23 protein-coding genes are annotated in these 24,579 nt (G+C 65.8%); 15 read left to right on the top strand and 8 right to left on the bottom strand.

Annotated elements, in window-relative coordinates:
* Nucleotides 1-41: 41 nt before the first annotated feature.
* Nucleotides 42-1,013 carry a transketolase family protein gene (locus tag AC1DVR_RS14730; RefSeq protein ID WP_478001346.1) on the bottom strand — a complete coding sequence of 324 codons (972 nt, stop codon included), beginning with the start codon at nt 1,011-1,013 and terminating at the stop codon, nt 42-44.
* Nucleotides 1,013-1,834: a transketolase gene (locus AC1DVR_RS14725; protein ID WP_478001345.1), complete on the bottom strand. Its 822-nt coding sequence runs from the start codon at nt 1,832-1,834 to the stop codon at nt 1,013-1,015. Before AC1DVR_RS14725 ends, AC1DVR_RS14730 begins: the two co-directional genes overlap by 1 nt.
* Before the next feature lie 204 nt (nt 1,835-2,038).
* Between AC1DVR_RS14725 and AC1DVR_RS14720 the strand changes: the two genes are divergently transcribed.
* The 6 genes from AC1DVR_RS14720 (at nt 2,039) to nagB (ending at nt 7,713) form a co-directional block, all read left to right on the top strand.
* Nucleotides 2,039-3,013 (top strand): ABC transporter permease, encoded by a 975-nt coding sequence (locus AC1DVR_RS14720; RefSeq protein ID WP_478001344.1) that lies wholly within the window; start codon nt 2,039-2,041, stop codon nt 3,011-3,013.
* 108 nt (nt 3,014-3,121) lie between these two features.
* Complete coding sequence (locus AC1DVR_RS14715; RefSeq protein WP_478001343.1) at nt 3,122-4,057, top strand: substrate-binding domain-containing protein; 936 nt, start codon at nt 3,122-3,124, stop codon at nt 4,055-4,057.
* A 27-nt stretch (nt 4,058-4,084) separates the two neighbouring features.
* On the top strand, nt 4,085-5,572 hold the full coding sequence (locus AC1DVR_RS14710) for a sugar ABC transporter ATP-binding protein (RefSeq protein WP_478001342.1): 1,488 nt from the start codon (nt 4,085-4,087) through the stop codon (nt 5,570-5,572).
* A 27-nt stretch (nt 5,573-5,599) separates the two neighbouring features.
* Nucleotides 5,600-6,388, top strand: a complete 789-nt coding sequence (locus AC1DVR_RS14705; RefSeq protein WP_478001341.1) for an SDR family oxidoreductase — start codon at nt 5,600-5,602, stop codon at nt 6,386-6,388.
* Nucleotides 6,389-6,518: 130 nt separating this feature from the next.
* Nucleotides 6,519-6,923, top strand: coding sequence for a RidA family protein (locus AC1DVR_RS14700; protein ID WP_478001340.1), 405 nt, complete (start codon nt 6,519-6,521; stop codon nt 6,921-6,923).
* Between the two features lie 10 nt (nt 6,924-6,933).
* Nucleotides 6,934-7,713, top strand: coding sequence for a glucosamine-6-phosphate deaminase (gene nagB, locus AC1DVR_RS14695; RefSeq protein WP_478001339.1), 780 nt, complete (start codon nt 6,934-6,936; stop codon nt 7,711-7,713).
* Here the strand turns inward: nagB and AC1DVR_RS14690 are convergent.
* The 6 genes from AC1DVR_RS14690 to AC1DVR_RS14665 form a co-directional block, all read right to left on the bottom strand.
* The gene (locus AC1DVR_RS14690) at nt 7,671-8,423 is read right to left on the bottom strand and encodes a copper homeostasis protein CutC (protein WP_478001338.1); all 753 of its coding nucleotides are present in this window, start codon (nt 8,421-8,423) and stop codon (nt 7,671-7,673) included. The genes nagB and AC1DVR_RS14690 overlap by 43 nt on opposite strands.
* On the bottom strand, nt 8,420-9,694 hold the full coding sequence (locus AC1DVR_RS14685; protein ID WP_478001337.1) for an MFS transporter: 1,275 nt from the start codon (nt 9,692-9,694) through the stop codon (nt 8,420-8,422). The genes AC1DVR_RS14690 and AC1DVR_RS14685 overlap by 4 nt, the downstream gene beginning before the upstream one ends.
* Before the next feature lie 2 nt (nt 9,695-9,696).
* Nucleotides 9,697-11,130, bottom strand: a complete 1,434-nt coding sequence (locus tag AC1DVR_RS14680) for a M81 family metallopeptidase (protein ID WP_478001336.1) — start codon at nt 11,128-11,130, stop codon at nt 9,697-9,699.
* Between the two features lie 60 nt (nt 11,131-11,190).
* Complete coding sequence (locus AC1DVR_RS14675) at nt 11,191-13,092, bottom strand: beta-N-acetylhexosaminidase (RefSeq protein ID WP_478001335.1); 1,902 nt, start codon at nt 13,090-13,092, stop codon at nt 11,191-11,193.
* A gap of 7 nt (nt 13,093-13,099) precedes the next feature.
* Nucleotides 13,100-13,870 (bottom strand): SDR family oxidoreductase, encoded by a 771-nt coding sequence (locus AC1DVR_RS14670; protein ID WP_478001334.1) that lies wholly within the window; start codon nt 13,868-13,870, stop codon nt 13,100-13,102.
* Between the two features lie 72 nt (nt 13,871-13,942).
* Nucleotides 13,943-14,854 (bottom strand): MurR/RpiR family transcriptional regulator, encoded by a 912-nt coding sequence (locus AC1DVR_RS14665; protein ID WP_478001333.1) that lies wholly within the window; start codon nt 14,852-14,854, stop codon nt 13,943-13,945.
* A gap of 189 nt (nt 14,855-15,043) precedes the next feature.
* Between AC1DVR_RS14665 and AC1DVR_RS14660 the strand changes: the two genes are divergently transcribed.
* The 9 genes from AC1DVR_RS14660 (at nt 15,044) to AC1DVR_RS14620 (ending at nt 24,522) form a co-directional block, all read left to right on the top strand.
* On the top strand, nt 15,044-15,550 hold the full coding sequence (locus AC1DVR_RS14660) for a hypothetical protein (protein ID WP_478001332.1): 507 nt from the start codon (nt 15,044-15,046) through the stop codon (nt 15,548-15,550).
* A 2-nt stretch (nt 15,551-15,552) separates the two neighbouring features.
* Nucleotides 15,553-17,067, top strand: a complete 1,515-nt coding sequence (locus tag AC1DVR_RS14655) for a M81 family metallopeptidase (RefSeq protein WP_478001331.1) — start codon at nt 15,553-15,555, stop codon at nt 17,065-17,067.
* A gap of 1 nt (nt 17,068) precedes the next feature.
* The gene (locus tag AC1DVR_RS14650) at nt 17,069-18,157 is read left to right on the top strand and encodes a D-TA family PLP-dependent enzyme (protein ID WP_478001330.1); all 1,089 of its coding nucleotides are present in this window, start codon (nt 17,069-17,071) and stop codon (nt 18,155-18,157) included.
* Nucleotides 18,158-18,162: 5 nt separating this feature from the next.
* Nucleotides 18,163-19,278, top strand: coding sequence for an N-acetylglucosamine-6-phosphate deacetylase (gene nagA, locus AC1DVR_RS14645; protein WP_478001329.1), 1,116 nt, complete (start codon nt 18,163-18,165; stop codon nt 19,276-19,278).
* A complete protein-coding gene (locus AC1DVR_RS14640; protein ID WP_478001328.1) occupies nt 19,275-20,198 on the top strand; it encodes an ROK family protein in 924 nt (307 codons plus the stop codon). The genes nagA and AC1DVR_RS14640 overlap by 4 nt, the downstream gene beginning before the upstream one ends.
* Nucleotides 20,199-20,353: 155 nt before the next feature.
* Nucleotides 20,354-21,511: a Gfo/Idh/MocA family protein gene (locus tag AC1DVR_RS14635; RefSeq protein WP_478001327.1), complete on the top strand. Its 1,158-nt coding sequence runs from the start codon at nt 20,354-20,356 to the stop codon at nt 21,509-21,511.
* A 3-nt stretch (nt 21,512-21,514) separates the two neighbouring features.
* The gene (locus AC1DVR_RS14630; protein WP_478001326.1) at nt 21,515-22,399 is read left to right on the top strand and encodes a carbohydrate ABC transporter permease; all 885 of its coding nucleotides are present in this window, start codon (nt 21,515-21,517) and stop codon (nt 22,397-22,399) included.
* A gap of 5 nt (nt 22,400-22,404) precedes the next feature.
* Nucleotides 22,405-23,277, top strand: coding sequence for a carbohydrate ABC transporter permease (locus AC1DVR_RS14625; RefSeq protein WP_478001325.1), 873 nt, complete (start codon nt 22,405-22,407; stop codon nt 23,275-23,277).
* Between the two features lie 27 nt (nt 23,278-23,304).
* Nucleotides 23,305-24,522, top strand: a complete 1,218-nt coding sequence (locus AC1DVR_RS14620; protein ID WP_478001324.1) for an ABC transporter substrate-binding protein — start codon at nt 23,305-23,307, stop codon at nt 24,520-24,522.
* Nucleotides 24,523-24,579: the final 57 nt, after the last annotated feature.

The raw sequence follows: 24,579 nt of genomic DNA, 5'->3' as shown, positions 1-24,579 counted from the left end.
GTGTGCCGCGCGATCGGCCCGCGCCCCGGTTCTGCGCAGGCCTATCTGGCGCGGCCCGACTTGCGCGATATCAGGGCCTTGGCGGCTTCGGCAATGGCGGCGGGCGCCATGCCGAACTCGTCCAGCAGGTATTCCGCCGAACCGGTCGGGACGAATATCCCGGGGACGCCAAGGATCTTCATCGGCACCGGCGCCTCGGCCACGACAACCTCGGCGATGGCAGAGCCGAGACCGCCGTAGACCGAATGTTCTTCGGCCGTCAGGATCGCCCCGGTGTCCTCGGCGGCTGCAACGACGGCTTCCACGTCGATCGGGCGCACGGTTGCCATGTTCAGAACCCGCGCCTCGATGCCTTCGGCGGCCAAGAGGGCCGCGGCCTTCAGCATCCGGTGGGTCAGCGTGCCATTGGCGATCAGCGTCACCGCGTCGCCATCGCGCAGGAGGTTCGCCTTGCCGGGCTGGAAGACATGGCCGACCGGCAGCAGATCCGGCACGCCCACCCGCGACAGGCGCAGGAAGACCGGGCCTTCATAGCCCGCGGCCCATTCGACCGCGGCGGCGGTCTCGATCGAATCGCAGGGGGCGATCACCGGCAGGTTCGGCAGCACCCGGGTCCAAGCGAAATCCTCGGTCGAGTGGTGCGTCGGCCCCAACTCGCCATAGGCCATGCCCGAGGAGATTCCGATCAGCTTCACATTGGCATTCGAATAGGCAATGTCGGCCTTGACCTGTTCCAGCGCCCGCCCGGTCAGGAAACAGGCCGCCGCACAGACGAAGGGCAAGAGCCCGCCATTCGCCAGACCAGCGCCAACGCCGACCATGTTCTGCTCGGCAATGCCCACATTCACCAGACGCTCGGGAAACTTGGACTTGAAACCGCCGAGCTTGGACGAGCCCACGGAATCGTTGCACACCGCCACGACCTGCGGGTTTTCGGCGCCGAGCCGTTCGAGGACGGCCACGAAGGCATCCCGGCAATCATGCAGCTTCGGAGGGGTCATCACCAGGTCCATCACACGCCCTCCGCCAGCTCTGCGAGCCCGATCTGAAATTGTTCGGCACTCGGCACCTTGTGGTGCCAATCCACCTTGTCCTGCATGAAGGAAATGCCGTGGCCCTTGTTGGTATGGGCCACGATGCACAGCGGGCGCGGGCCGCGCTGTTGCAAGGCCGGGATGATCTCGGCCATGGCGTTTCCGTTGATCTCGGTCACATCCCAGCCGAAGCCTTTGAACTTTTCCGGGAAGGGCGCCAGATTGTTGGTGTCGGCCAGGGCCGCGCCCTGCTGAAAGCGGTTGTGGTCGATGATCAGGGTCAGGTTGTTCAGACCGAACTGCGCCGCCGCACTGATCGCCTCCCAGTTGGAGCCTTCCTGCATCTCGCCGTCGCCGGTCAGGACATAGGTGTGATAGGAGGCCCCGGTGATCTTGGCGGCCTTGGCCATGCCCACGGCCACCGGAAGCCCGTGGCCCAGCGGTCCGGTATTGGTCTCGACCCCCGGCACCTTGTTGCAATTGGGGTGGCCGTTCAGGCGCGACTTCGGCTTGAGGAAGGTGCTGATCTCCTCCTCGGGCAGGAAGCCGCGCTTGGCGAGGGTGATGTAGAGCGCGAGGGCGACATGGCCCTTCGACAGCACGAACCGGTCGCGCCCCGGGTGCCTGGGCTGGTCGGGATAGACGCGCAGGACGCGGAAGTAGAGCGCGGTCAGGATGTCGATCGCGGACATCTCGCCGCCGATATGGCCGGCGCCGGCCTCGACAACGGCCTGAAGATCGCGCCGGCGAATCTGGCGGGCGATCCGCTCCAATCCGGGAATTGTGGTGTTGTCCTGCACGGCGACCTCACGAGAATAAATATGCAAGACTAAAAAATCGTGCACAACGTCGAGCCTGTCAAGCCGAAACTCGCCGATTGACCGAAGGGATGGCGCAAAAAAGGGAATTGACACGGGTCAATTTCCGGACGTAAGAATTTATGAACTACATTGAATAATTATTCCTATCGTGACCAAGGTCGCGGAAGTCTGGGAGGATCGGGGATGGAGAGGTTGACCGCAAGCGGGGCAAATGCGCCGGGCAACCCGTTGAAGGCGCTTGGCGGCGCCACGGGGCCCCTGATCGGCCTGGTGCTGCTGTGCCTGTTCCTGACGGTCTGGACCGACACCTTCTTCTCGATGCGCAATTTCCTGAACATCCTGGATCAGGTCACCGTGCTGGGGATCATGTCGGTGGGCATGACGCTGGTCATCCTGATCGGCGGGATCGACCTTGCCGTCGGATCGGCGCTGGCGCTGACGATCATGGTCCTGGGCTACCTCAACGTCCAGATGGGCGTGCCGATGGGTCTGGCCATCCCGCTGTCCTTGGGCGCTGCCGCCATCAATGGGCTGATCGCCGGGCTTTTGATCACGCGCTTCAACGTGCCTGCCTTCATCGCGACGCTGGCCATGATGTCCGTCGCGCGGGGTCTGGCGAACATGATCACCAATGGCCAGCAGATCATCGGCTTTCCGGCCTGGTTCAACATGTCGGCCATCACCCGGTTTGGCGGCTTTCTGACCTCGACCGTGGCGGTGATGCTGGTGGTCTTTCTGGTGGCCCTGCTTTACCAGCGCTACCGCTTCGGCGGGCGCACGCTTTATGCCATCGGCGGCAATGCCGAGGTGGCGCGGCTGGCCGGGATCAATGTCAAGCGCGCCACGGTTCTGGTCTATGTCGTCTGCAGCATGCTGGCCGGGCTTTCGGGCATCGTTCTCGCGGCGCGGCTGGACTCGGTGCAGCCCTCCTCCGGGGTGGGCTATGAGCTGGATGCGATCGCGGCGGTCGTCATCGGCGGCACCTCGCTGTCGGGCGGCACCGGCGGGATCGGCGGCACGATCATCGGGGTCCTGATCATCGGGGTCCTGCGCAACGGCCTCAACCTGCTCAGCGTTTCGCCTTTCGTCCAGCAGGTGGTGATCGGGCTGGTCATCGTCCTGGCCGTGATGGCCGAGACCTTCCGCAAACGGAATTGAGAATTCGCCGGGACGACCGTCCCGCGAAGCGAGCGGCCTGCACGGGGGCAGGTCACACAAGCGGCGCCCGGACCCTCGGGCAAGCCGCAGTCACAGAGGAGGAATGAGATGAACATCAGAAAGGTGCTACTCGCTGCCACAGCGATCGCCCTGGCTTTGCCGACCATGGGTTCTGCCGAAGGTCTCAAGAAGATCGGCCTCGCCGTGCCGAACCTTCAGGCCGACTTCTTCAACCAGATCAAGATCGGCGTTGAAAACTACGGCAAGGAAAAAGGCATCGAGGTCATCGTCGTTGACGCCAAGAACGACACCGCGACCCAGGTCAGCCAGGTGCAGGACATGCTGACGCAGGGCATCGACGCCTTCATCTACATCCCCGCCGGCGCCGCCGCCGCAGCGGTTCCGACCCGTCTGGCCCGCGCGGCCGGCATTCCGGTGATCAACGTCGACCGCGTGCCCGATGGCGCGCCGGGTGACACGTTCATCGGCGGCGAAGGCGTCGAATCCTCCTATGCCGTCTGCAGCACGATCATCGAAAAGGCCGGCGGCAAGGGCAACATGGTCATCATCCATGGCCAGAAGGGCACCACGCCGGAAGTCGACCGCACCGCCGGCTGCATGCGCGCGCTCGGCGAACATCCGGACGTCAAGCTGGTGGACGAGCAATGGTCCGAGCGCTGGTCCGCCGACGAGGGCTTTGCCATCACCCAGAACATGCTGACGGCGCATCCCGACATCACCATGATCTTCGGTCAGGCCGACGGTCTGGCGATGGGTTCGGCCAAGGCGGTCGATGTGGCGGGCCTCTCCGACAAGATCACCATCGGCGGCTATGACGGCGACGGCAGCGCGCTGGAATATCTGGCCAAGTGCAAGGGTCCCTTCGTCGTGACCGCCACGCAAAGCACCCGTCACATGGGCGTTCTGGCCGTGGACTCGGCCATCGCTGTCGCCGCGGGCCAGAAAGTGCCGGAGCGTCAGGTGTCGAACGCGGTTCTGACCACCTGCGAGAATGCCCCGGGCTTCGTGGCCAACCACCCGTAATCCGGACGGGACCTGAAAGGCAGCACCATGACCCAGACCTCACCGATCCTGACCCTGCGCAACATCCGCAAATCCTATGGGCCGATCGAGGTGGTGCGCGGGATAGACCTTGCGGTCTATCCCGGCGAGGCCGTGGCGCTGCTGGGTGAAAACGGTGCCGGAAAATCGACGGTCTCGAACATCATTTCCGGCACCGTCCAGCCCTCTTCGGGCGAGATGAGCTGGCTTGGGGCAGCCTATGCCCCGGCCTCCCCGCGCGATGCGATGGACCTTGGCGTCGGTATGATCCACCAGGAGCTGAAGCTCTTGCCGCAGCTGTCGATCGCCGAGAACATCTTCGTCGGCCGCTATCTGATGAAAGCCGGTCGCATCGACCGGGCCGCGATGGAAGAACGCGCCTATGCCGGCCTGCAGCGCCTGGGGCTGGACATCTCGCCCCGCCGCAAGGTCGAGGGCCTGTCCACCGCGAACCAGCAGTTGATCGAGATCGCCAAGGCCCTGACGCTGAACGCGCGGCTTTTGATCCTTGACGAGCCCACAGCCGCGATCGGCGGCGAGGAGACCCAGCTTCTGTTCCGCCAGATCGAGCGGCTGAAGTCGGAAGGCGTCGGCATCATCTATATCTCGCACCGTCTGGAAGAAATCCGCCAGATCGCCGATCGGGTGGTGGTGATGCGCGACGGCGCCAAGGTGCAGGAGTTCGACAGCGGCCAGGTCGCCATCCGCAACATCGTGGAATCAATGGTGGGCCGTCCGCTCGACCGGATGTTCCCCGCCATGCCCACCCCGCAAGACAAGATCACCCTCGAAGTCGCAGGCCTGACCTCGGCTGCGGGCGCCTTTCGCGACATCAGCTTTTCGGTCCGCAAGGGCGAGATCTTCGGGATTGCCGGCCTTGTCGGCGCCGGCCGCACCGAACTGGTGCGCGCCATCACCGGGGCAGACCCGATCGCTGCGGGAAGCGTGCAGCTGGACGGGGCCGATATCACCCCGCGCCGCCCCTCCGAAGCGATCAACCGCGGCATCGTCCTCGTGCCCGAGGACCGCAAATATCAGGGCGTCATCCTGGACCATTCGATTGCCGAGAACATCGGCTACTGCAACCCCGAGGCCATAGGTACCCACGGCTTTGTCAGCGCGCGCCGCCTGCGCGACTTTGCCGCCAATGCCATCGGCCGCTTCGGCGTCAAGGGCACCGGGCGGCAGAAGGCGGGCGAGCTGTCGGGCGGCAACCAGCAAAAGGTCGTCCTCGCCAAATGGCTGGCGCGCGACCCGCGCGTGGTGGTGCTGGACGAGCCGACCCGCGGCATCGACGTCGGCGCGCGCTCCTCGATCTATGAAATCATCCGTGACCTTGCCGCCGAGGGGCGCAGCGTGATCGTCGTAAGCTCCGATCTTGAAGAGGTCCTGGGCGTCTCTCATCGCATCATGGTGATGGCGCATGGCCGCCAGGCCGGCATCCTCGCGCGCAGCGAAGCCAACAATGTCTCCGTCATGGAACTTGCCACCAGTTGAAGCCACCAGTCGAAAAGGGACTTTCCGATGTCTGCACTCTCTCTTGATGCCCCCAAGCTCTTTGATCTCGCGGGCAATGTCGCCCTGGTCACCGGGGCCGGCAGCGGCATCGGCCAGCGCATCGCAATTGGCCTGGCGCAATGCGGTGCCGATGTGGCGCTTCTGGACCGGCGCAGCGATGACGGGCTGCAACGGACGGCGGACTACATCGCCGCCACCGGGCGCCGCAGCCTGCAGATCGCGGCCGACGTGACCTCGGGCGCCGCGATGAACGAGGCGGTGGCCCGCACCGAGGCCGAGCTTGGCCCGCTGACCCTGGCCGTCAACGCCGCGGGCATCGCCAATGCCAACCCGGCTGAAACGATGGAGGAAAGCCAGTTCCAGACCATGATGGACATCAACCTGAAGGGCGTCTTCCTGTCCTGTCAGGCCGAGGCCCGCGCGATGCTGAAGAACGGGCGCGGCTCCATCGTCAACATCGCCTCGATGTCGGGCGTGATCGTGAACCGCGGCCTGATGCAATGCCATTACAACGCCTCCAAGGCCGGCGTGATCCACATGTCGAAGTCGCTGGCGATGGAATGGGTCGGGCGCGGCGTTCGGGTCAACACGATCAGCCCCGGCTATACCGCGACGCCAATGAACACCCGGCCCGAAATGGTCCACCAGACCAAGCTGTTCGAGGAACAGACCCCGATGCAGCGGATGGCCAGCGTGGACGAGATGGTCGGCCCCGCCGTCTTCCTTCTGTCGCAGGCCGCGACCTTTGTGACCGGCGTGGACCTGCTGGTCGATGGCGGCTTCTGCTGCTGGTGAGGTGGTGGGGCGCCACCGCGGCGCCTTGTGAAATAGAATTACAGACTTCGGGCGGATTCGCATGGATTCGCTTGAAGAACCCCTCCGTCTGCAGGTAGCTTGAAAAAAATTACCGAGATGGAGCTTCCCCATGGCCGAACCGACCGCACAGACCCGTCTGATCCGCTATGGCATCGCGGATGCGCAGGCCGGGGGGCAGAAGCGCCCCTTCGCCAAGGCGGTGCGGGCGGGGGATTATGTCCATGTCTCGGGCCAGGTGCCCACGGTGGCGGGCGAGGTCGTGGTGGGCGGCATCGTGGCCCAGACCGAACAGGTGATCCAGAACATCAAGGCCGTGCTGGCGCTGGCCGGTTGCGGGCTGGAAGATGTGATCAAGGTCACCTGCTGGCTGGATGATCCGCGCGACTTCTCCAGCTTCAACGCGGTGTTCGAGAAGCATTTTATCGACCACCCGCCGGCGCGGTCCACCGTGCAGTCGCGGCTGATGGTCGATGCCAAGGTCGAGATCGACGCGCTCGCCTGGAAACCGCTGTAAGGGGTCCGCCATGAAAGTTCTGATCCAGCGCGATGCGGAGACCGCCGTGGCCTGTGTGGCCAGTCTGATCACGGCGCGGGTGCGGCGGGTTCCGGCCTCGGTCCTGGGGCTGGCAACCGGGGGGACGATGGAATCGGTCTATGCCCGGCTCATCGCCCTGCATCAGGCTGGCGAGGTCAGCTTCGCCCGGGCGCAGAGCTTCAACCTTGACGAATATGTCGGCCTCGCCCCCGATCACCCCTGCTCTTATTGGCGCTACATGCGGGCGCAGCTGTTTGATCATGTCGATCTGCCCGCCGAGGCAGCCCTTCTGCCGCGCGGCGATGCCGCGGACCCCGAGGCCGAGGCGGATCGTTACGAAGCCGCAATCGTGGCGGCGGGCGATATCGGACTGCAGCTGCTGGGCCTTGGCGCCAACGGCCATATCGGCTTCAACGAGCCGACTTCCAGCCTCTCCTCGCTGACCCGGATCAAGACGCTGACCCGCTCCACCCGCGCCGCCAACGCCCGTTTCTTCGCGACGCCCGAGGAGGTGCCGCGTCTGGCCATCACCATGGGCATCGGCACGATCCTGCGCGCTCAGGAGGTGGTGCTGCTGGCGCATGGCGCGGCCAAGGCCGCCGCCGTGGCCGCGATGGTCGAAGGTCCATTGTCGGCGGCCTGCCCCGCCTCGGCCCTGCAACTGCACCGCAAGGTGACCGTCGTGCTGGATCAGGAGGCCGCAAGCGGCCTGGCCTTGCGCGAATATTACGAGGACGTCCACCCTGCGGGCCGCGACGCCGCGATCTGATCCAAGGCATCCCGCAACGCGCGCACCGCCTTGGCATCGGTCCCCCGCGCGACCTGCGGCTGAAAGCCGAACTGCGTGATGCGCGGATCCTCTGGCGCGGCCAGCAGGGCTGAGCAGGAAGCATGGATCTCGGTCAGGGGCAGGCGTGCTGCGAACAGCGCCGCATTCCCGGCATTCACCCCGCCGCCCGGCATGACGGTCACGCCGGGCCGGACCATCGCAGCCAGCCGGTCTATCCCGGCCAGCGCCGTCAGCGCCCCGCCCGAGGACAGGACCCGCTTGATCCCGAGCCGCGCGCAAAGCGCCAGCGCCTCTGCCACATCGGGCACAAGGTCGATCGCGCGGTGCAGGGTGATATCCAGCCCCTGCGCCTCGGCCACCAGCTCCGCCAGCACGTCACCGTCCAGTCGGCCATCCGGAAAGGACGCGCCGATCACCACGCCGGCCAGCCCTGCGGCGCGGGCGGCGGCGATCTCGGACCGCATGGCGCGGACCTCATCGGCGCTCCAGACAAAATCGCCGGCCCGGGGGCGGATCATCGCCAGCGCGGGCAGCGGGCTATCGGCGGCCAGCGCCATCAGCCCGGCGGAGGGGGTCAGCCCCCCCAAGGCCAGCGCGGAACAAAGCTCGATCCGGTCGGCACCACCCCCCGCTGCTGCGACAAGACCCGCCGCATCGTCGACGCAGATTTCCAGAATGATCGGGGTCATGGACGCCTCCGTTCCATAAAGATCAGCAGGCTTGCGCCCAGGGTGCCGCAAAGCCCGCTCAGCATGGCGGCGGCGGGATAGCCGCCCAAACTCGTGCCGAGGGCAAAGACGCAGGCGCCCAGGCCGCCCCCGGCAAAGGCATTCACCGCGATGAGCGAGGCCGACAGGCCCGGACGGTCGCGGATCATGTCCAGAAGATAGGTGATCGGCAAGGAAATCATCCCCGCCGCGGCAAAGCCCGCAAGCCCGCTTGCAAGGTAAACCTGCCATGGCGCCGTGGCCCAGGCAATCGCGGTCAGGTAGCCCAGGTACAGGACCGCGCAGATCAGCAGCGCCCGGGGGATGGCGAGGCGGCGGCTGGCCCAGGTCCAGAACACCATGAAGACCACCTCCAGCACGGCGACGAGGCCGACCAGAAAGCCCACATCCTCGGGCTTTCCCTGCGCCGATCCGGTCACGATCAGCGGCAGCACCGTGCCATTTGTGTTGAGCATCTGGCTGATCAGCGCCACCCCCAAGACCCGGATCAGCAGCCCGGGCTGCAGGATCAGCCCGATGTCGGCCCAAGGGGCACGTGGTTTGACCGCGGGCGGCGGGCCCAGCTCGGCCTCGGCCAGGGCATTGGGCAGGGTATTGGGCAGGGCTTCGGGCAGAACCTCCGGCATTTCGGCCAGGGGCTGCGCATCAGGTTCCAGCCCGAAGGTCACCGTCAGCAGGATGCCGCAGGCGACGAGGGCGGCGATCAGATAGGCCGCCATCATGCTGCTTTGCCCGCTCAAGACCAGGCCCACCACGCCGGGCATCACCACCCAGGACAGCGAAATCATCATCCGCATCAGGGCGTTGGAGATCCGCGCTTCGTCGGCGTCGAAGCGGGCGGAATGGGCGCTGACATTGCCGAAGAGCATCGAGTTGATCGAATGGAACAGCGCCAGCGGCCCCAGAGTCGCCAGCGCGAAGGTCGGCACCGAGGGCAAGACCCAGACCATGCCATAGCCGAGAATGCCAAAAAGGCTGACAAAGATCAGCGGCCGCCGGTAGCTTTTGAACCGGTCCGAGATCATGCCCACGCCGATTGCCATCACCACATAGGCGAGCGAGGAACAGAGTGCCAGCACGGCATAGCCATGGTCGCTCATCCCCAGCTCGCGGATCGCGATCATGGATTGGTAGGGCGAGGTGGCGGCCCCGGCAAAGCCGTAAAGGAAGATCGCCGCCGCCGAGGCGCGCACCACCCGGTGACGGCGCAGGATGTCGAGCCAGGGGCCCATGATCAGGCCGGGAACCGGGACGAGACCTGCGGTTCAGGCACGAATGCGGCGCGGGCCTCGAAAGGCAAGGTGCCACGGGCTCGGTGCAGGTTGGCCAGACGCGGGATGTCCTGATTGACCACGCCATCGCTCAAGGCCATCAGGTTGGGGTTGGCGATAGGGGCAAGCTCGGGGGAGAGATAGCCGGATTTGACCACCAGAAGCCGGACCTTGGCTGGGTCGAGGCCCAGCAGGGTGAAATCGGCCAGGTTGTGATAGGGCCTGCGCCGCGCGGCCAGAACCAGCGTGATGCCCTGGATCCGCACCACCGCCTGACGCTCGGCCAGATTGTCGCCGGGCGCGAGGCGGATCACCTCGGCCTCGGTAAGAACCGAGACACCTGCGGGATCAAGGCTCGCCCCGATGGTGAGGGGCAGACGCGCGCCCACTCCCGCGGCAAAGCAGGCTTCAACCGCGGGGCGGTCGGTGATGCCCGCCACCAGCGCGTCCTGCCAATTCCGCGCGATCAGGTCTGCCAGCACATCGGCCCGGTCGCCCACACCGCCGCCGGTCGGGTTGTCGCCGCTGTCGGCGAGGATGATCGGGGCGGTGGTCGTGGCCTCGGCGATATTCAGCATCTCGGCCAGGGGGCCGGTGACGGGGCCAAAGCGGAAGGCGTCGCGGGCGTCCCAGAAGTCTTGCGCGATGCGGCTGGCGGCGGCCCTGGTCGCGGCAAGATCGGTGCCGGTGACCACGGCGCAGGCGGTGGCGCGCGGCTCGTCGGCCCAGACATAGCCAATCATCAGATCGGTGCGCCAGACGCCCGGCCCCTCCAGCCCCGGCAGGGCGGCGTAGAGGCTGCGCGCCGGTTCATCCTCGGTCGAGGAGCGTTCGCCGGGCAGGAGCAGCGGCACCGGCACGCGCACGACGCCGGGGCGCACCCCGGTTTCCAGCGCCGTGAGCAGCATCCCATAGGCCGCCGCCATCGTCGCGGCCACGTCGATATGGGGCGCGGTGCGGTAGGCCGCGAAAATGTCGATCTGGTCGATGATCCGGGCCGAGACATTGCCGTGCAGATCGTAGCTGGTGGCGATCAGCATGTCGGGGCCGACAGCGGCGCGGACCGAGGAAATCCAGTCGCCCTCGGCATCCCACAGGCCTTCGACCTTCATCGCACCATGCATGGCAAGGTAGACGGCATCGAAGGGTTTGGCCGCTTCCAGCCTTTGCAGGAATTCGGCCTTCAAGGCGTCGTAGGTGGCGCGGGAGACCGGGCCGCCCGGCACGGCGCGGGCGTGCAGAAGCGGCGCCACCTCGGCCTGATGCGCGCCTAGAAAGGCGAAATACTCGTGCGCGGTCAGCTCCGCCCCGCGTAGCACGCGGAAGTCTTCGACCTGCATCAGGACGGGGGAATAGGTCGAGCATTCGGTGTGGATGCCACCAACGGCGATGCGCATGGGTCTGTCTTTCAGAGAGGTCAGGATGGCAGGGGCACCGGGGCGCCCCTGCCCTTTTGGTCACAAGGTCGGGTGCAGCCGGACTTGTGCGGCAAAGCGCAGCCAGTCCTTGTGGGCGCGCTCGGTCCAGGCGGCTTCGGCCACGGCGGAAAGACGCGGGAAGACGAGGTCGTTGAACCAGTCCACGGTGGTGAAATGCTCCGACCAGATGCAGGCCTGAACGCCGCGCATCCGGGGGCGCAACTCCTCGGGGAAGTCGCCCTCGGCCTCATAGGCGTAGGTCTTTTCGGGCGGCACCGGCCCGGCCCAGCCAGCGCCGTTTTCCAGCCAGTCCGGCCCCTGCACCATGTCGAGGTAATAAGCCTGCCCCGGCGTCATCACCACGTCATAGCCCTCAAGCGCCAGGTCGATGCCGACCTGCGGGTTCTCCCAGGCCATCAAAAGCGTATCCTCGGGCGGAACACCGCCGCCGTGGGCCACCTCGTTCCAGCCGACCAGAACCTTGCCGCGCGCGGTCAGCATGTCCTTGATCCGCTTGAGGAACCAGCTTTGCAGCTCGAAAGTGCCCGACAGGCCCTCGCGCTGCATCAAGACCCTTGCGCGCGGGCTTTGCAGCCAGGCATTGCGCGCCACCTCGTCTCCGCCGATGTGGAAATGGCGCGAGGGGAAGATTTCGCAAAGCTCGTCGATGATGGTTTCAAGGACGGTGAAGGTCTCCGGAATGCCGGGGTTCCAGGAGTTGTTGGGGAAGCCCTGCACCGGGTAATAGCTGTTGGGCGTCTCGTCGGGATCGACGAGGAAGGGCAAAGCGGCCACGACGCAGGAGGCATGGCCGGGGGTCTCGACCTCAGGCATCACCTCGACACCAAGGGCGGCCGCATGGGCCACCACGGCGCGCATCTGGTCTTGCGTGTAGTAGCCGCCCGAGGTCTCCGGCCCGTCGCCCAGCTGCGGCAGCATGGCAGGGGTATCGGCAGATCGGTGCGCACCCGCCTCGGTCAGCGCGGGGTAAGCGCGGATCTCGGCGCGCCAGCCCTCGTCATCGGTCAGGTGCCAGTGGAACAGGTTCATCTTGTGCCAAGCCATCAGATCGACCACGCGCTTGACCTGTTCAAAGCTCCAGAAATGGCGGGAGACGTCGAGGTGGCAGCCGCGCCAGCCATAGCGCGGGGCATCGGTGATCTGGCCGGTGGCGGGGAACTTGTAGGCATGGTCGGTGAAGGTGCCGTGCAGCATCTGGGCCAGCGACAGAAGGCCAAAGCGGCGACCGGCCTCGGTGCTGGCACTCAGGGTGATGGTTTCGGCAAAGGTCAGGCGGTAGGCCTCGGCGGCGAGGGTCGCATCGGTGGCAAAGGCCAGGGCGCGGCTGCCGGGCACGGCGGTCAGCTGGAAGAGCTTGCGGGCGGCGGGGAAGAGGCGGGCGTGCAGCGCATCGACCGAGAGCATCAACCGCAGGTCGGCCAAAGCGGTGCCGGGGGCGGCGTGGAGGATCACCGGTGCCGGGCCGGGCTCGGCGCCGATCTGGTTCGGCCAGGGCAGCAGGGCGAAGGGCAGCGTCAGGCGGCCTTCGGGCAGGCGCGGCGGTGGCAGGGGGGGTGCGGCGTCGGCATGGGTCAGATCGCCGACCTGCACCGGCAGGACGGTGCCACCCATCGTGACCCAGGCCGACTTCGCCGCATCATTGCGGTGGAAGGGCGAGCGGTTCAGCCCCTCGGCCCGCAGGGTCCAGCTGGCACCGGGGGCGAGGCGGACGCCCTCATCCGGGGCAAATTCGTGGAAATTCGCGGTGCGGCGCAGCAGGCGGCCGCCTTCGATGAAATGCTCGGGCAGGACACGGGTAATCGTCGTCACCGACAGGGTGAAATCGGTCAGAGTCGTGTCGGACAGATTGGTCAGGCGCAGGGTCCAGGTGCCCGCCGGCGCAGGCTCCAGCGCCCAGGAGTTTTCGAGAAACAGGGTCATCAAGTCCTCAATAGTCAGCGGATTGCGAGAAGGTGCGGGCCAGCGCGGGGATGCCCGCCGTCAGCCCGCAGTCGACCGGCAGGCAGACGCCGGTGATCGCCTGGGCGAGGTCGGAGGCGAGGAAACCCACCGCCTCGGCCACATCCTCGGCCCTTGCGATCCGGCCCAGGGGATAGTGGGCGGCGGCTTCGGTAAAGACATCGGGGTTGGCAGCGGCCCGCGCCTCCCAGGCTTGGGTGCGCACGGTGCCGGGGGCGACCGAATTGGCGCGGATGCCGTACTTGCCGTATTCCACGGCGATTTGCCTTGTCAGATGGATCATCCCCGCCTTGGCCGCGGAATAGGCCGGATGGCCGAAGACGCCGAGGCCGTTGACCGTGGCGATGTTGATGAGGCTGCCCTGGTTGGCCTTTAGTTGCGGCGCCAGGGCCGAGAAGACGAGGAAGACGGCATCCAGGTTCAGCGCCCGGTCCGCCGTCCAATTCTCCAGCGTGGTGGATTGCAGGCTGCCGGCTTGGGCGGCACCGGCGTTGTTCACGAGGGTCTGGAGCGATCCCAGAGCCGCCACCGTTTCGGCGAAAGCCAGACAGGCCTGCGGATCGGTCACGTCGAGCTGGACCGGCACGAACCCCGCGCCGAGGTCTGCCGCAGCCTTTTCCGCCGCGGGCAGGTCGCGGTCGGCCAGCACCACCACGTCATGATCGCGGCGCAGGCGCTTGGCGATGGCCCGGCCGATATCGCCGGCAGCCCCGGTCACAATGGCAAGACGTTGCCCCATGGGTCGTTATCCTTTGCGGCAGGTCAAAATCCGAAAGCCGGGGCTGCCGCCTGCGCCCCCGCCCCCGAAAGGTCAGTCGCCCAGCAATTGGCGGTCGTCGCCGTCGCGGTGCATGACCAGTTGTTCCTTGATGCCGCGCAGGATGCGGGCCGCGCGGTCGCGGTCGGCATAGGCGACCAGATTGGCCACGATGTCGACAGCCGCCAGAAAGGCGAAGCGGGTGGAGGAGGCGCGGAAGATGTTCTTGCCCTCGGGCAGATCGACCGCGATCACCACATCCGCCGCCTCGGCCACCGGCGAGCCGCTTTGCGTCAGCGCGATGGTCGGGATGCCCCGGTTGCGCAGCAGGCCAAAGCAGCGCACCAGTTCCAGATTGCGCCCAGTGAACGACGACCCGAACACCACCGTGCCGGGCTGGGCGGCTGCGGCCAGCATCAGGCTCATGCCATGGTCATTGCTGGCCGAGATGCGCAGGCCGAAGCGGAACAGCCGGTTCTGCAGCTCGTTCACGATCATCGAGGAATTGCCGCCCGAGCCGAAGGCATAGATCATGTCGGCCTGGCTCAGAAGCCGCACCGCCGCCTCCACCGCCGCAAGATCGAGGCCCCGGTGCATCTCGAACAGCGCGTTCTGCGCCTTGGTCACGATATCCTCGGCCACCTCGACCGCGTTGGAGGTCACCGACTCGGGCTTGAGGTACCGCAGGCCGACATAGATGCTGCGGGCGAGCTGCACCTTGAAATCCGAGAAGGAATTGCACCCGAGGCGCCGGCAGAACCGCGTCACCGTCGGCGGCGACACCCCTGCCCTTTCGGCGATTTCGGTGATCGAGGCATTGGTGGCAAAGTTCACATCCGCCAGAACCGAAGCGGCAAGCCGCTTTTCCAGCGCGGAAAGCTTGCCCTCGGCGTCGCTCAGCGCAATGATGAGGTTCGGCGCCGCCTGGGGCGCGGGCTCGCGTGCGTTCTCTTCAGCTTTGATCATGACGCTCCCGTCCGGCAAAAGGCCTGCGCGCGGGGGTCCTCCGCCCGAGACCTGAAGTGATCGCTTGGTCCGGCATTTGGATGAATCCCGAAATTCATTTTCTTGCCACCTTGACATTTAGCCATATGAGGCCCGAATATTCCAGCAGATATGCAAGTGGACTGAAATTTTTTTCATGGGACGCATGAAATGACGGCAGAGCGTGATCCGTTCAAGACCCCCTTCCCGGCGGATGACGCCGACCGCAACGCCATCTGGCAAATGCTGGTGCCGCGCGACATCGACGCTTTCGTCAGCGCCGACTGGGAGGCGGTGGCCGGCGATTTCATCGCCGAGAATTTCACCGGGATCAGCGGCAATTTTCAGGGCGATCCGGATGGCTACACCCTGGCCTTCCCGACGCTGGAGGCCTACCGCACCGAATGGCTGCGCCAGGCCGCCGATTTCGGCGCCGCCAAGGCCGCCGGCGCCTTTGCCGGCGACCCGCGCGACGGCATCTATGCCGCCACAAGGCTTGAGGTGATCGAGATCACCGGCGACGCCGCGATGGTGCGCAAGAAGTTCGATGGCCGGCTCGCCAAATCCGACGGCAGCTTCGAGCGGATGAACTGGCAGACGCTTTACATCTGCCGCAAAGAGGCCGGGCGCTGGAAAATCGCGGGGTTTGTCGGCTACCTGCCGCATATCAAGGAGTGATCATGCCCTCTCAGTCCTCGAAAGGCCCGAAGCGCATCTTCGTCGCAGCCCTTGCGACGGAGACCAACACGTTTTCGCCGATTGCGATTGACCGCAAGGGGTTCGAGGATTCGCTCTATGCTGCCCCCGGCCAGCACCCGGTGACGCCGACGCTGTGCACCGCGCCGATCCCGGTCGGCCGCAAGGTCTGCGCCGCCAAGGGCTGGACGCTGATCGAGGGCACCGCAGCCTGGGCCGACCCGGCGGGGCTTGTGGCGCGCTCGACCTATGAAGGTTTGCGGGACGAGATCCTGACCCAATTGCAAGCGGCCCTGCCGGTGGATGCCGTGGTTCTGGGCCTGCATGGCGCGATGGTGGCGCAGGGCTACCTCGACCCCGAGGGCGACCTTCTGACCCGAGTGCGCGGCATCGTGGGCCCCGATATCCTCGTCTGCGCCGAACTGGACCCGCATTCCCACCTGACGGCCAAGCGGGTGGCTGCGGCGAATTTCTTCGTGGTCTTCAAGGAATTCCCCCATACCGATTTCGTCGACCGCGCCGAAGACCTCTGGCGCATCGCGGTGGACACGCTGGAAGGCCGGGTGAAGCCGGTGATGTCGGTCTTTGACTGCCGGATGATCGACGTCTTCCCCACCTCGCGCGAGCCGATGCGCGGCTTTGTCGACCGGATGATGGCGCTGGAGGCTTCCACGCCGCATCTGCTGTCCCTTTCCGCCATCCACGGCTTCATGGCGGGCGATGTGCCGGAGATGGGCACCAAGATGATCGCCGTCACCGATGACGATGCTTCCCTCGGCGCCGAACTGGCCGAACGGCTGGGGCGCGAACTTTTCGCCAATCGCGGGCGCCACATGATGCCGCAGATTGATGAGAAGGCCGCCGTGGCACAGGCGATGGCCGCGCCGAAAGGCCCGGTGGTGATCGCCGACATGTGGGACAATCCCGGCGGTGGGACGGCGGGCGATGCGACGGTGGTCCTGAAGGAACTGCTGGCGCAGGACGCGCGCGGTGTCGCCGTGGGGACGATCTGGGACCCGGTCGCCGTGCAGCTCTGCTTTGCCGCCGGCGAAGGGGCCGAGATGCAGCTCCGCCTTGGCGCGAAATCGGCGCCGCTGACGGGCGAGCCTCTGGATGCCCTCGTCCGCGTGATCAAGCTGGAAGCCGAGGCCGCGATGGTCTTTGGCGAAAGCGTCGTGCCCTTCGGCCCTGCGGCGCGGATCGCCCTTCTGGACGCGGCAGGCGCAGAGACCGGGATCGAGGTCATCCTCAACACGGTGCGGGCGCAAAGCTATGACCCCTCGCTGTTCACCGCGCTGGGGATCGACCCTCTGGCGCAGAAGATATTGGTGATCAAGTCGACCAACCATTTCTACGCCGCTTTCCAGCCGATCGCCTCTGAAATCCTGTACTGCTCGGCCGGCAAGCCCTATCCCAATGATCCGGCGACCAATCCCTACCGGCTGGTGCGGCGCGATATCTGGCCGCGCATGGCCTCTCCTTTTGGCGAAGGCAACTGACATGGCGTTTCCCTGGCCCGAGGTGGGCAGCAAGCTCAGCGACGTGATGACCCCGATGCCGGTGATCGACGAGGCGCGGCTCGCGGCCAACATCGCCCGGGCGCAAGACTATATGACCGCGCAGGGCCTGGCCTTTCGTCCCCATATCAAGACCCACAAGATCCCCGCCGTGGCGCGCCAGCAACTGGAGGCCGGGGCGAAAGGCATCAACTGCCAGAAGCTGACCGAGGCCGAGGTCTTTGCCGAGGCGGGCTTTGACGACATCCTGATCACCTATAATCTTCTGGGCACCGCCCGGCTTCAGCGGCTTGCCGCGCTGAACGCCCGGATTTCCGGCCTGAAGGTCGTGGCCGACAGCGACGTGACGGTGGCGGGACTGGCATCCGCCTTCGCCCCTGACCGCCCGCTGACCGTGCTGGTCGAATGCGACACCGGCGCCGGGCGCTGCGGGGTCCAAAGCCCGGCGGAGGCTTTCGCCCTCGCCCGGCAGATCGCGGCCCAGCCCTCCTTGCGCTTTGGCGGCCTGCTGACCTATCCGGCCACGGGCGGGGCTGCGAAGGTCGAGGCGTTTCTCGCCGCGACGATGGCCCTTCTGGCCGAGGCGGGCCTGCCCTGCCCGATCCGGTCGAACGGCGGCAGCCCGGACCTTTGGAAGGCGCATCTGGTGCCGAGTGCGACAGAGCATCGCGCCGGGACCTATGTCTACAACGACCGCTCAATGGTGCGGGCCGGGGAATGTGGGCCGGGCGATCTGGCGATGCATGTGCTGGCAACCGTCGTCTCATGCCCGACGCCTGCCCGGGCGGTCTTGGATTGCGGGTCCAAGGCGCTGACCTCGGACCTTCTCGGCTTTGCCGACCATGGCGAGATCGAGGAACTGCCCGGCGCCCGCATCGTCTCGCTCTCCGAGGAACATGCCGTGGTGGATCTCAGCGCCTGCACCGCGCCAAGGCCCGAGGTTGGCGCAAGGGTCCGGGTCATCCCGAACCACACCTGCGTCATCAGCAACCTTTACGACCGGATGGTGTTTCACCGCGACGGCGTGGTGACCCGGGTCGAGCCTGTCGCCGCGCGCGGCACGGTCTGGTGAGCGCAATGGCGGAGGGTCTCTTTCACGCCGAACGGATTTTCGACGGGACGCGCTGGCACGAGGACGCCGGCCTGCGCGTGTCGGCGGGTCGCGTGGTGGAGATCCTGCCCGGTTCCGCCGGGGCGGAGCCTGTGCCGGGCTGGATCGTGCCGGGCCTCATTGACCTGCAAGTGAACGGCGGCGGCGGGGTTCTGTTCAACAACGACCCGAGCCCCGCCGGCATCGCCGCGATCTGCGCCGCCCATGCGGGATTTGGGACCACCTCGGTCATGGTGACGCTGATCACCGATGCGCCCGAGGTGACCAAGGCCGCGATCAGCGCGGCGGAAGGGGCCACGGCGCCGGGCCTTCTGGGCTTGCATCTGGAAGGCCCGCACCTCGACCCCGCGCGCAAGGGTACCCATGATGCGAACCTCATCCGCCCGATGGAGGCCGCTGACCTTGCGCTGATCCTGCAGGCCGCTGGCACATTGAAGCATCTGATCTGCACCGTGGCGCCGGAAGCGGTGACGCTGGCGCAGGTCCAGGCACTGGCTTCGGCGGGGGTGGTGGTGAGTCTCGGCCACAGCGACTGCACCGCCGCCACCGCAAGCGCCTATGCCGCGGCGGGCGCCTCGATGGTCACCCATCTGTTCAACGCGATGAGCCCCCTGTCGCACCGCGCCCCCGGACTGGTGGGTGCGGCGCTGGATGATGTGCGGCTTTCAACCGGCCTGATCGCCGATGGCTTCCATGTCGAGAATACTGCCCTGCGCGTGGCCCTGCGCGCCAAGGCGGGGTGCATCTTCCTAGTCTCGGACGCGATGAGCACGGTGGGCAGCGACCTGACCGGGCTGGTGCTGAACGGCAGGCAGATCTTCCGGGCGGGCGGGCGGCTGACGCTGGCCGATGGCACACTGGCCGGCGCCGATATCGCGCTGATCGACGCGGTGCGCCATGTGCATCTGGCCTTGGGCCTGCCCTTGGAGCAGGCCGTGCAGCTGGGCTCTGCCGCCCCTGCGGCAGCGCTTGGCTTGGCCGACCGCGGCCATCTGCGCCCCGGCGCACGGGCGGATTTCCTCACCCTGACATCCGACATCCGCGCCAGCGCCACCTGGATCGGCGGAGCCCGCGTGGCATGATCCTGTGTTTCGACATCGGCGGCACGGCGATCAAGGTGGCCGAGGCCTTCTCCCCCACCGACATCCGCCCACAAGGGCGGGTGCCGACCCCGGCCCAGGATTATCCGGCCTTCGTCGCGGCGCTGAAGACGGCGGTTGATGCGGCGTCCCTGCGGCCCGAGCGGCTGGCCTTCTCGATTGCCGGGGTGATCGACCCCGACACCGGGCTGGCCACCGTGGCGAATATCCCCTGCCTGACCGGACGTCGCCTGCAAGCCGATCTTGCGGCCGACCTCGGCCTGCCCATCGACCTCGCCAATGATGCCGACTGTTTCGCCCTGGCCGAGGCTGCGGTGGGGGCCGGGCGCGGGCATGACGTGGTCTTTGGCATCATCCTCGGCACCGGGGTCGGCGGCGGCCTCGTGGTGCGGGGTGAACTCATCAACGCGGGCGGTGGCTTTGCCGGCGAATGGGGGCACGGGCCGGTGGCACAGCGCATCCTCGGCAATCCCGAAGTCACCCTGCCCGCCTTTCCCTGCGGTTGCGGCCTCAGCGGCTGTCTCGATGCCGTCTGTTCCGCCCGCGGGATGGAGCGGTTGCACGCCTTTCTGCACCCGGGGCAAGAGGCGGACAGCGAGGCCATCGTCGCAGGCTGGATGGCGGGCGAGGCGGCAGAGTCGCGCAGCATCGCGATCTGGCTGGAGCTTTTGGCCGGCCCGCTTGCCATGCTGGAAAACACGCTCGGCGCCGGAATCATGGCGGTGGGCGGCGGTCTTTCCAACGCCTCCCCCCTCATCGCGGCGCTTGACCGCGAGGTGCGCGCCCGCACCCTGCGCCGCTTTGACCGGCCGCTGGTGGTGCCCGCCGAATGCACCATCGAGCCCGGCCTGATCGGCGCCGCGATCCTGGGCCTGGCGCGGCAGGGCCGCCGCCCGCTCTGAACGCGGCACCTTGGCATTTTCGGACGCCTTTGCCCGATTTCAGACCAATGGTGAAAACGAATTACACAAAACATTCGTTGATGTGAAAATTTCTTGACGCATTGCCCCGATCTGCGCATGATCCAGAAAAAGAATTTCTCCGCTGGGAGCGCAGGATGCGAGTCGCGATCATCGGCCTTGGCTACCGTCTTGGGTATCTGGGCCACGTCTTCAACGAGATGGACCCGGATTTTCAGATCGTGGGCTACCACGATCCCGCCCCTGCCGGGATGGAAGTGCTGGACCGGCACGGCATCTCGGCCGGCAAGGCCCATGACACGGCCGAGGATCTGGTCCGGGCCGGCGGCTTCGATCTTCTGATGGTTGGCTCGCCCAACCATCTGCATCTGGATCACATCCGGCTGGGGCTGGAAGCGGGGGTCAAGGTCTTCTCCGAAAAGCCGATCGTCTCGACCATCGAGGACACTTACAAGATGGCCGCCCTGATGGGCCAATATGGCGCCGACCGTCTGCTTGTCGGGCTGGTGCTGCGCTATGCGCCGCTCTACCGCGACCTTCTGGCGGCGCGCGATGCCGGGCAGCTGGGCAAGATCGTTTCCGTCGAGGCCGCCGAGCACATCTTCCCCTATCACGGCGCCTTCTTCATGCGCGACTGGCGCCGGTACGAAAAATGGTCCGGCAGCTTCATGCTGGAAAAGTGCTGCCACGACCTTGACCTCTACAACGGCCTGATCGGTGCGCGGCCCGAACGGGTCGCCTCCTTTGGCGGGCGCAAGACCTTCATTCCGGCCAATGACCCGCGCAATGAAGGCGTCAATGACCTGAGCCTCTATCACCGCAAGCCCTCGGGCTGGAACGGCTCGGACAAGGTCTTTGACTCGGATGGCGACATCATCGACTATCAGGTGGCGATCATCGAATACGCCAACGGAGTGGGGATGAACTTCCACACCAACCTGAACGCACCCGACCAGTTCCGCCGCTTCGCCGTCTTTGGCACCAAGGGGCAGGCCGAAGGCGATTTCATCCGTGGTTTCCTGAAGGTGACCGATGTCGCCTCGGAAAAGCGGGTGACCGAGGTGGAGTATCAGGCCACCGCCCTGTCGCAGCATTATGGTGCCGACGAGAAGATGGCCGCGGGCGTCGTGGCCAATGTGATGCAGGGCGGCCCGGTGCCGGTTTCGCCTTTGGATGCGCTGGAGGCCGGGATCCTGGCGCTGGCCACCGACGAGGCGCGCCGCGCACGGCAGGTCGTCGATCTGCGCCCGGTCTGGGACCGTTACGACAACGCTTTTGTTCGCAAGGTGGCCTGAGACATGATCAAGTCGCGCGCCAGCATGATCTTTGCCTGGGCGCTTCTGGCCCCGGCCATCCTTTATGTGCTGGTCATCGTGGCCTGGCCTTTGGTCGAGACTTTCCGGCTGTCCTTCACCAATGCCTCCCTCAGCAAGGTGACCGATTACGTCGGCTGGCGGAACTACGGCAAGATCTTCAACGACACGTTCCTGACCGTGATCACGCGGACCTTCACCTGGACCTTCTTTTCGGTGCTGTTCAAGATGGTGATCGGTACCTTTGGCGCGGTGCTTCTGAACTGCGCCATTCCGGGCCGCAACCTGTTCCGCATCCTGACCATGCCGCCGTGGATCGTGCCGATGGCGATTGGCATCTTCATGTGGGGCTGGATGTACAATGGCCAGTTTGGCATGATCTCGGGCCTGTTGCAGAGGTTCGGGCTGGTCGATGGTCCGGTGGCCTTCCTCGCCTATGGCCGCCCCGCCTATTGGGCCACGATCATCACCGACGTCTGGATCGGCGTGCCGATGGTGACGATCTATTTCCTGGCCGCGATCCAGTCGATCCCGAAGGATCTGTACGAGGCCGCCTGGACCGATGGCGCCAGCCGCTGGACCCGCTTTCGCCGCATCACCCTGCCCCTGATGATGCCGGCCATCATCACCATGTCGATGCTCTCGCTGATTGCCACCTTCAACAGCTTTGACATCATCTGGATCCTGACTCAGGGCGGCCCCTCGGGCGAGACGACGACCATGATCATCGACACCTACCAGACCGCGATCGGCTCGAAGAAATATGGCGAGGGTGCCGCCCGGGCCGTGGTGATCTGCATCTTCCTGTCGCTGTTCTGTATCGCCTATTTCAACGTGACCCGCCGCCTTGCGGCCACCGAAAAAGCGTGACGCACATGGCACAGAGATCCCAGGACACCCGCGCCATGATCGACCGCTACCGCTGGTGGGAGCTTATTGCGATCTATGCCGGGTTGTTCGTCTTCCTGTTCTTCCTGTTGTCGCCCTTCATAGAGGGCTTCCTGGTCAGCCTGAAGCCCATCGCGCAGCTCTTCTCCTCGCCCTACAGCTTCTGGCCGAAGAACGGCAGCTTCAATGCCTATTTCACCATGTGGGACACGGTGCCGGGCTTTGCGCGCTATGTGCTGAACTCGTTCCTGATCTCGGTCACCTCGACGGTGATCGTGCTGTTGCTGGTGGTGCCCGCCGCCTATGCCTTCGCGCGGTTCGACTACAAGGGCATGGGACTGGTGCTGGGCGGGTTCCTCGCCGTGTCGATGTTCTCGGGCGCGGTGCTTCTGATCCCGCTCTTCCGGCTGATGCGGACGCTTGGCCTTCTCAACACCTATTTCGCGATGATCATCCCGGGGGCGGCCTTCCTGATCCCCTCGGCGATCTGGCTTCTGCGCACCTACATGATGCGGATCCCGACCGAGCTGAACGAGGCGGCCTACATGGACGGCGCCAGCCAGTTCTACACCTTCCGCCGGGTGATCCTGCCCATTGCGCGGCCGGGCATCATCGTGGTGGCGATCGTAACCTTCATCGGGGCCTATTCGCAGCAGTTCATCTTCGCCCTGACCTTCAATTCCAAGACCGAATACATGCCTCTGCCGATTGGCCTTTACGCCTATTTCGGCAAGCAAGAGGTGATCTGGAACGAGCTGATGGCCGCAAGCTTCGTGGGGATTGCGCCCGCGATGGTCCTCATCTTCTTCCTGCAACGCTATCTCGTCGGCGGGCTGACCGCAGGCGCGGTGAAACAATAACAACATTCACAACCGGGAGTATCTGACGTGACAACCCTGTTCCACAAAAGCCTGTTGGGCCTCGTTCTGGCCAGCTCGACAGCCTTGCCGTCCTTGGCGGCCGACATCAGCTGGATCTACTGCGGCGATGCGATCGACCCTGTGCACGAGAAATACATCAAGGCCTGGGACGAGAAGAACCCCGACTTCCAGATCAAGGTCGAGGTCGTGGGCTGGGCCCAGTGCCAGGACAAGGCCACCACGCTGGCCGCAGCAGGCAGCCCGGCGGCCATGGCCTATGTCGGCTCGCGCACGCTGAAGGAGTTTGCCAAGAACGACCTGATCGTTCCGGTGCCGATGACCGACGCCGAGAAAGCCTCGTACTATCCGCACATCGTCGACACCGTGACCTTCGACGGCACCCAGTGGGGCGTGCCTGTCGCCTTCTCGACCAAGGCCTTCTACTGGAACAAGGACCTGTTCAAAGCCGCTGGCCTTGACCCGGAAAAGCCGCCGACGACCTGGGCGGAAGAGATCGCCGATGCCAAGGCCATCAAGGAAAAGACCGGGATCGCGGGCTATGGCCTGCCCGCCAAGACCTTTGACAACACGATGCACCAGTTCATGCATTGGGTTTACACCAACAACGGCACCGTGATCGACAAGGACGGCAAGATCACGATGGACAGCCCGGAAGTGCTGGCCGCCCTGCAGGCCTACAAGGACATCACCCCCTATTCGGTCGAAGGCGCCACCGCCTACGAACAGAACGAGATCCGGGCGATCTTCCTCGACGGCAAGGTGGGGATGATCCAGGGCTCGGTCGGCGCCGCCTTCAAGCTGAAGGACACGCCGATCAACTGGGGTGTCGCCAACCTGCCGCTCGGCCCCGCCGCCAGCGCGCCCGGCACGCTCTTGATCACCGACTCGCTGGCCGTGTTCAAGGGTTCGGGCGTCGAGGAGAAGGCGACCGAATTCGCCAAGTACATCACCTCGCCCGAGATCCAGGAAGCCTATGAAGGCGGCGGCCTCGCCGGTCTGACGCCGCTGCGCCCCGGCCCGGCGGTGGATGCGATGGTTGCGGCCAACCCCTATTGGAAGCCTTTCATCGATGGCATCACCTCGGGCGGGCCCGAGCCCCTGTTCACCGATTACAAGGGCTTCCAGAACGTCATGATCGAGATGGTCCAGTCGGTCGTCACCGGCAAGGCCGAGCCGCAAGCCGCCCTGACCAAGGCCGCTGCCGCGCTCGAAGAATACAAGTAAGACCCAAGGCCGGCTGCCCTGACGGGTGGCCGGCTTTCTCTTTCCGAACCCTGCTTT

This window comes from Rhodobacter sp. P2_H5 (genome assembly GCF_056403335.1).
Note: the sequence above shows the minus strand (reverse complement) of the source record. Positions and strands in the feature narration are given on the sequence as shown.

Coding starts and splice junctions, on each gene's coding strand:
- AC1DVR_RS14650 (WP_478001330.1), top strand. CDS start 17,069: ATGGCGTTTCCCTGGCCCGAGGTGGGCAGCAAGCTCAGCGACGTGATG.
- AC1DVR_RS14640 (WP_478001328.1), top strand. CDS start 19,275: ATGATCCTGTGTTTCGACATCGGCGGCACGGCGATCAAGGTGGCCGAG.
- AC1DVR_RS14670 (WP_478001334.1), bottom strand. CDS start 13,870: ATGGGGCAACGTCTTGCCATTGTGACCGGGGCTGCCGGCGATATCGGC.
- AC1DVR_RS14710 (WP_478001342.1), top strand. CDS start 4,085: ATGACCCAGACCTCACCGATCCTGACCCTGCGCAACATCCGCAAATCC.
- AC1DVR_RS14665 (WP_478001333.1), bottom strand. CDS start 14,854: ATGATCAAAGCTGAAGAGAACGCACGCGAGCCCGCGCCCCAGGCGGCG.
- AC1DVR_RS14715 (WP_478001343.1), top strand. CDS start 3,122: ATGAACATCAGAAAGGTGCTACTCGCTGCCACAGCGATCGCCCTGGCT.
- AC1DVR_RS14660 (WP_478001332.1), top strand. CDS start 15,044: ATGACGGCAGAGCGTGATCCGTTCAAGACCCCCTTCCCGGCGGATGAC.
- AC1DVR_RS14680 (WP_478001336.1), bottom strand. CDS start 11,130: ATGCGCATCGCCGTTGGTGGCATCCACACCGAATGCTCGACCTATTCC.
- nagA (WP_478001329.1), top strand. CDS start 18,163: ATGGCGGAGGGTCTCTTTCACGCCGAACGGATTTTCGACGGGACGCGC.
- nagB (WP_478001339.1), top strand. CDS start 6,934: ATGAAAGTTCTGATCCAGCGCGATGCGGAGACCGCCGTGGCCTGTGTG.
- AC1DVR_RS14690 (WP_478001338.1), bottom strand. CDS start 8,423: ATGACCCCGATCATTCTGGAAATCTGCGTCGACGATGCGGCGGGTCTT.
- AC1DVR_RS14730 (WP_478001346.1), bottom strand. CDS start 1,013: ATGGACCTGGTGATGACCCCTCCGAAGCTGCATGATTGCCGGGATGCC.
- AC1DVR_RS14720 (WP_478001344.1), top strand. CDS start 2,039: ATGGAGAGGTTGACCGCAAGCGGGGCAAATGCGCCGGGCAACCCGTTG.
- AC1DVR_RS14635 (WP_478001327.1), top strand. CDS start 20,354: ATGCGAGTCGCGATCATCGGCCTTGGCTACCGTCTTGGGTATCTGGGC.
- AC1DVR_RS14625 (WP_478001325.1), top strand. CDS start 22,405: ATGGCACAGAGATCCCAGGACACCCGCGCCATGATCGACCGCTACCGC.
- AC1DVR_RS14630 (WP_478001326.1), top strand. CDS start 21,515: ATGATCAAGTCGCGCGCCAGCATGATCTTTGCCTGGGCGCTTCTGGCC.
- AC1DVR_RS14685 (WP_478001337.1), bottom strand. CDS start 9,694: ATGGGCCCCTGGCTCGACATCCTGCGCCGTCACCGGGTGGTGCGCGCC.
- AC1DVR_RS14700 (WP_478001340.1), top strand. CDS start 6,519: ATGGCCGAACCGACCGCACAGACCCGTCTGATCCGCTATGGCATCGCG.
- AC1DVR_RS14705 (WP_478001341.1), top strand. CDS start 5,600: ATGTCTGCACTCTCTCTTGATGCCCCCAAGCTCTTTGATCTCGCGGGC.
- AC1DVR_RS14675 (WP_478001335.1), bottom strand. CDS start 13,092: ATGACCCTGTTTCTCGAAAACTCCTGGGCGCTGGAGCCTGCGCCGGCG.
- AC1DVR_RS14655 (WP_478001331.1), top strand. CDS start 15,553: ATGCCCTCTCAGTCCTCGAAAGGCCCGAAGCGCATCTTCGTCGCAGCC.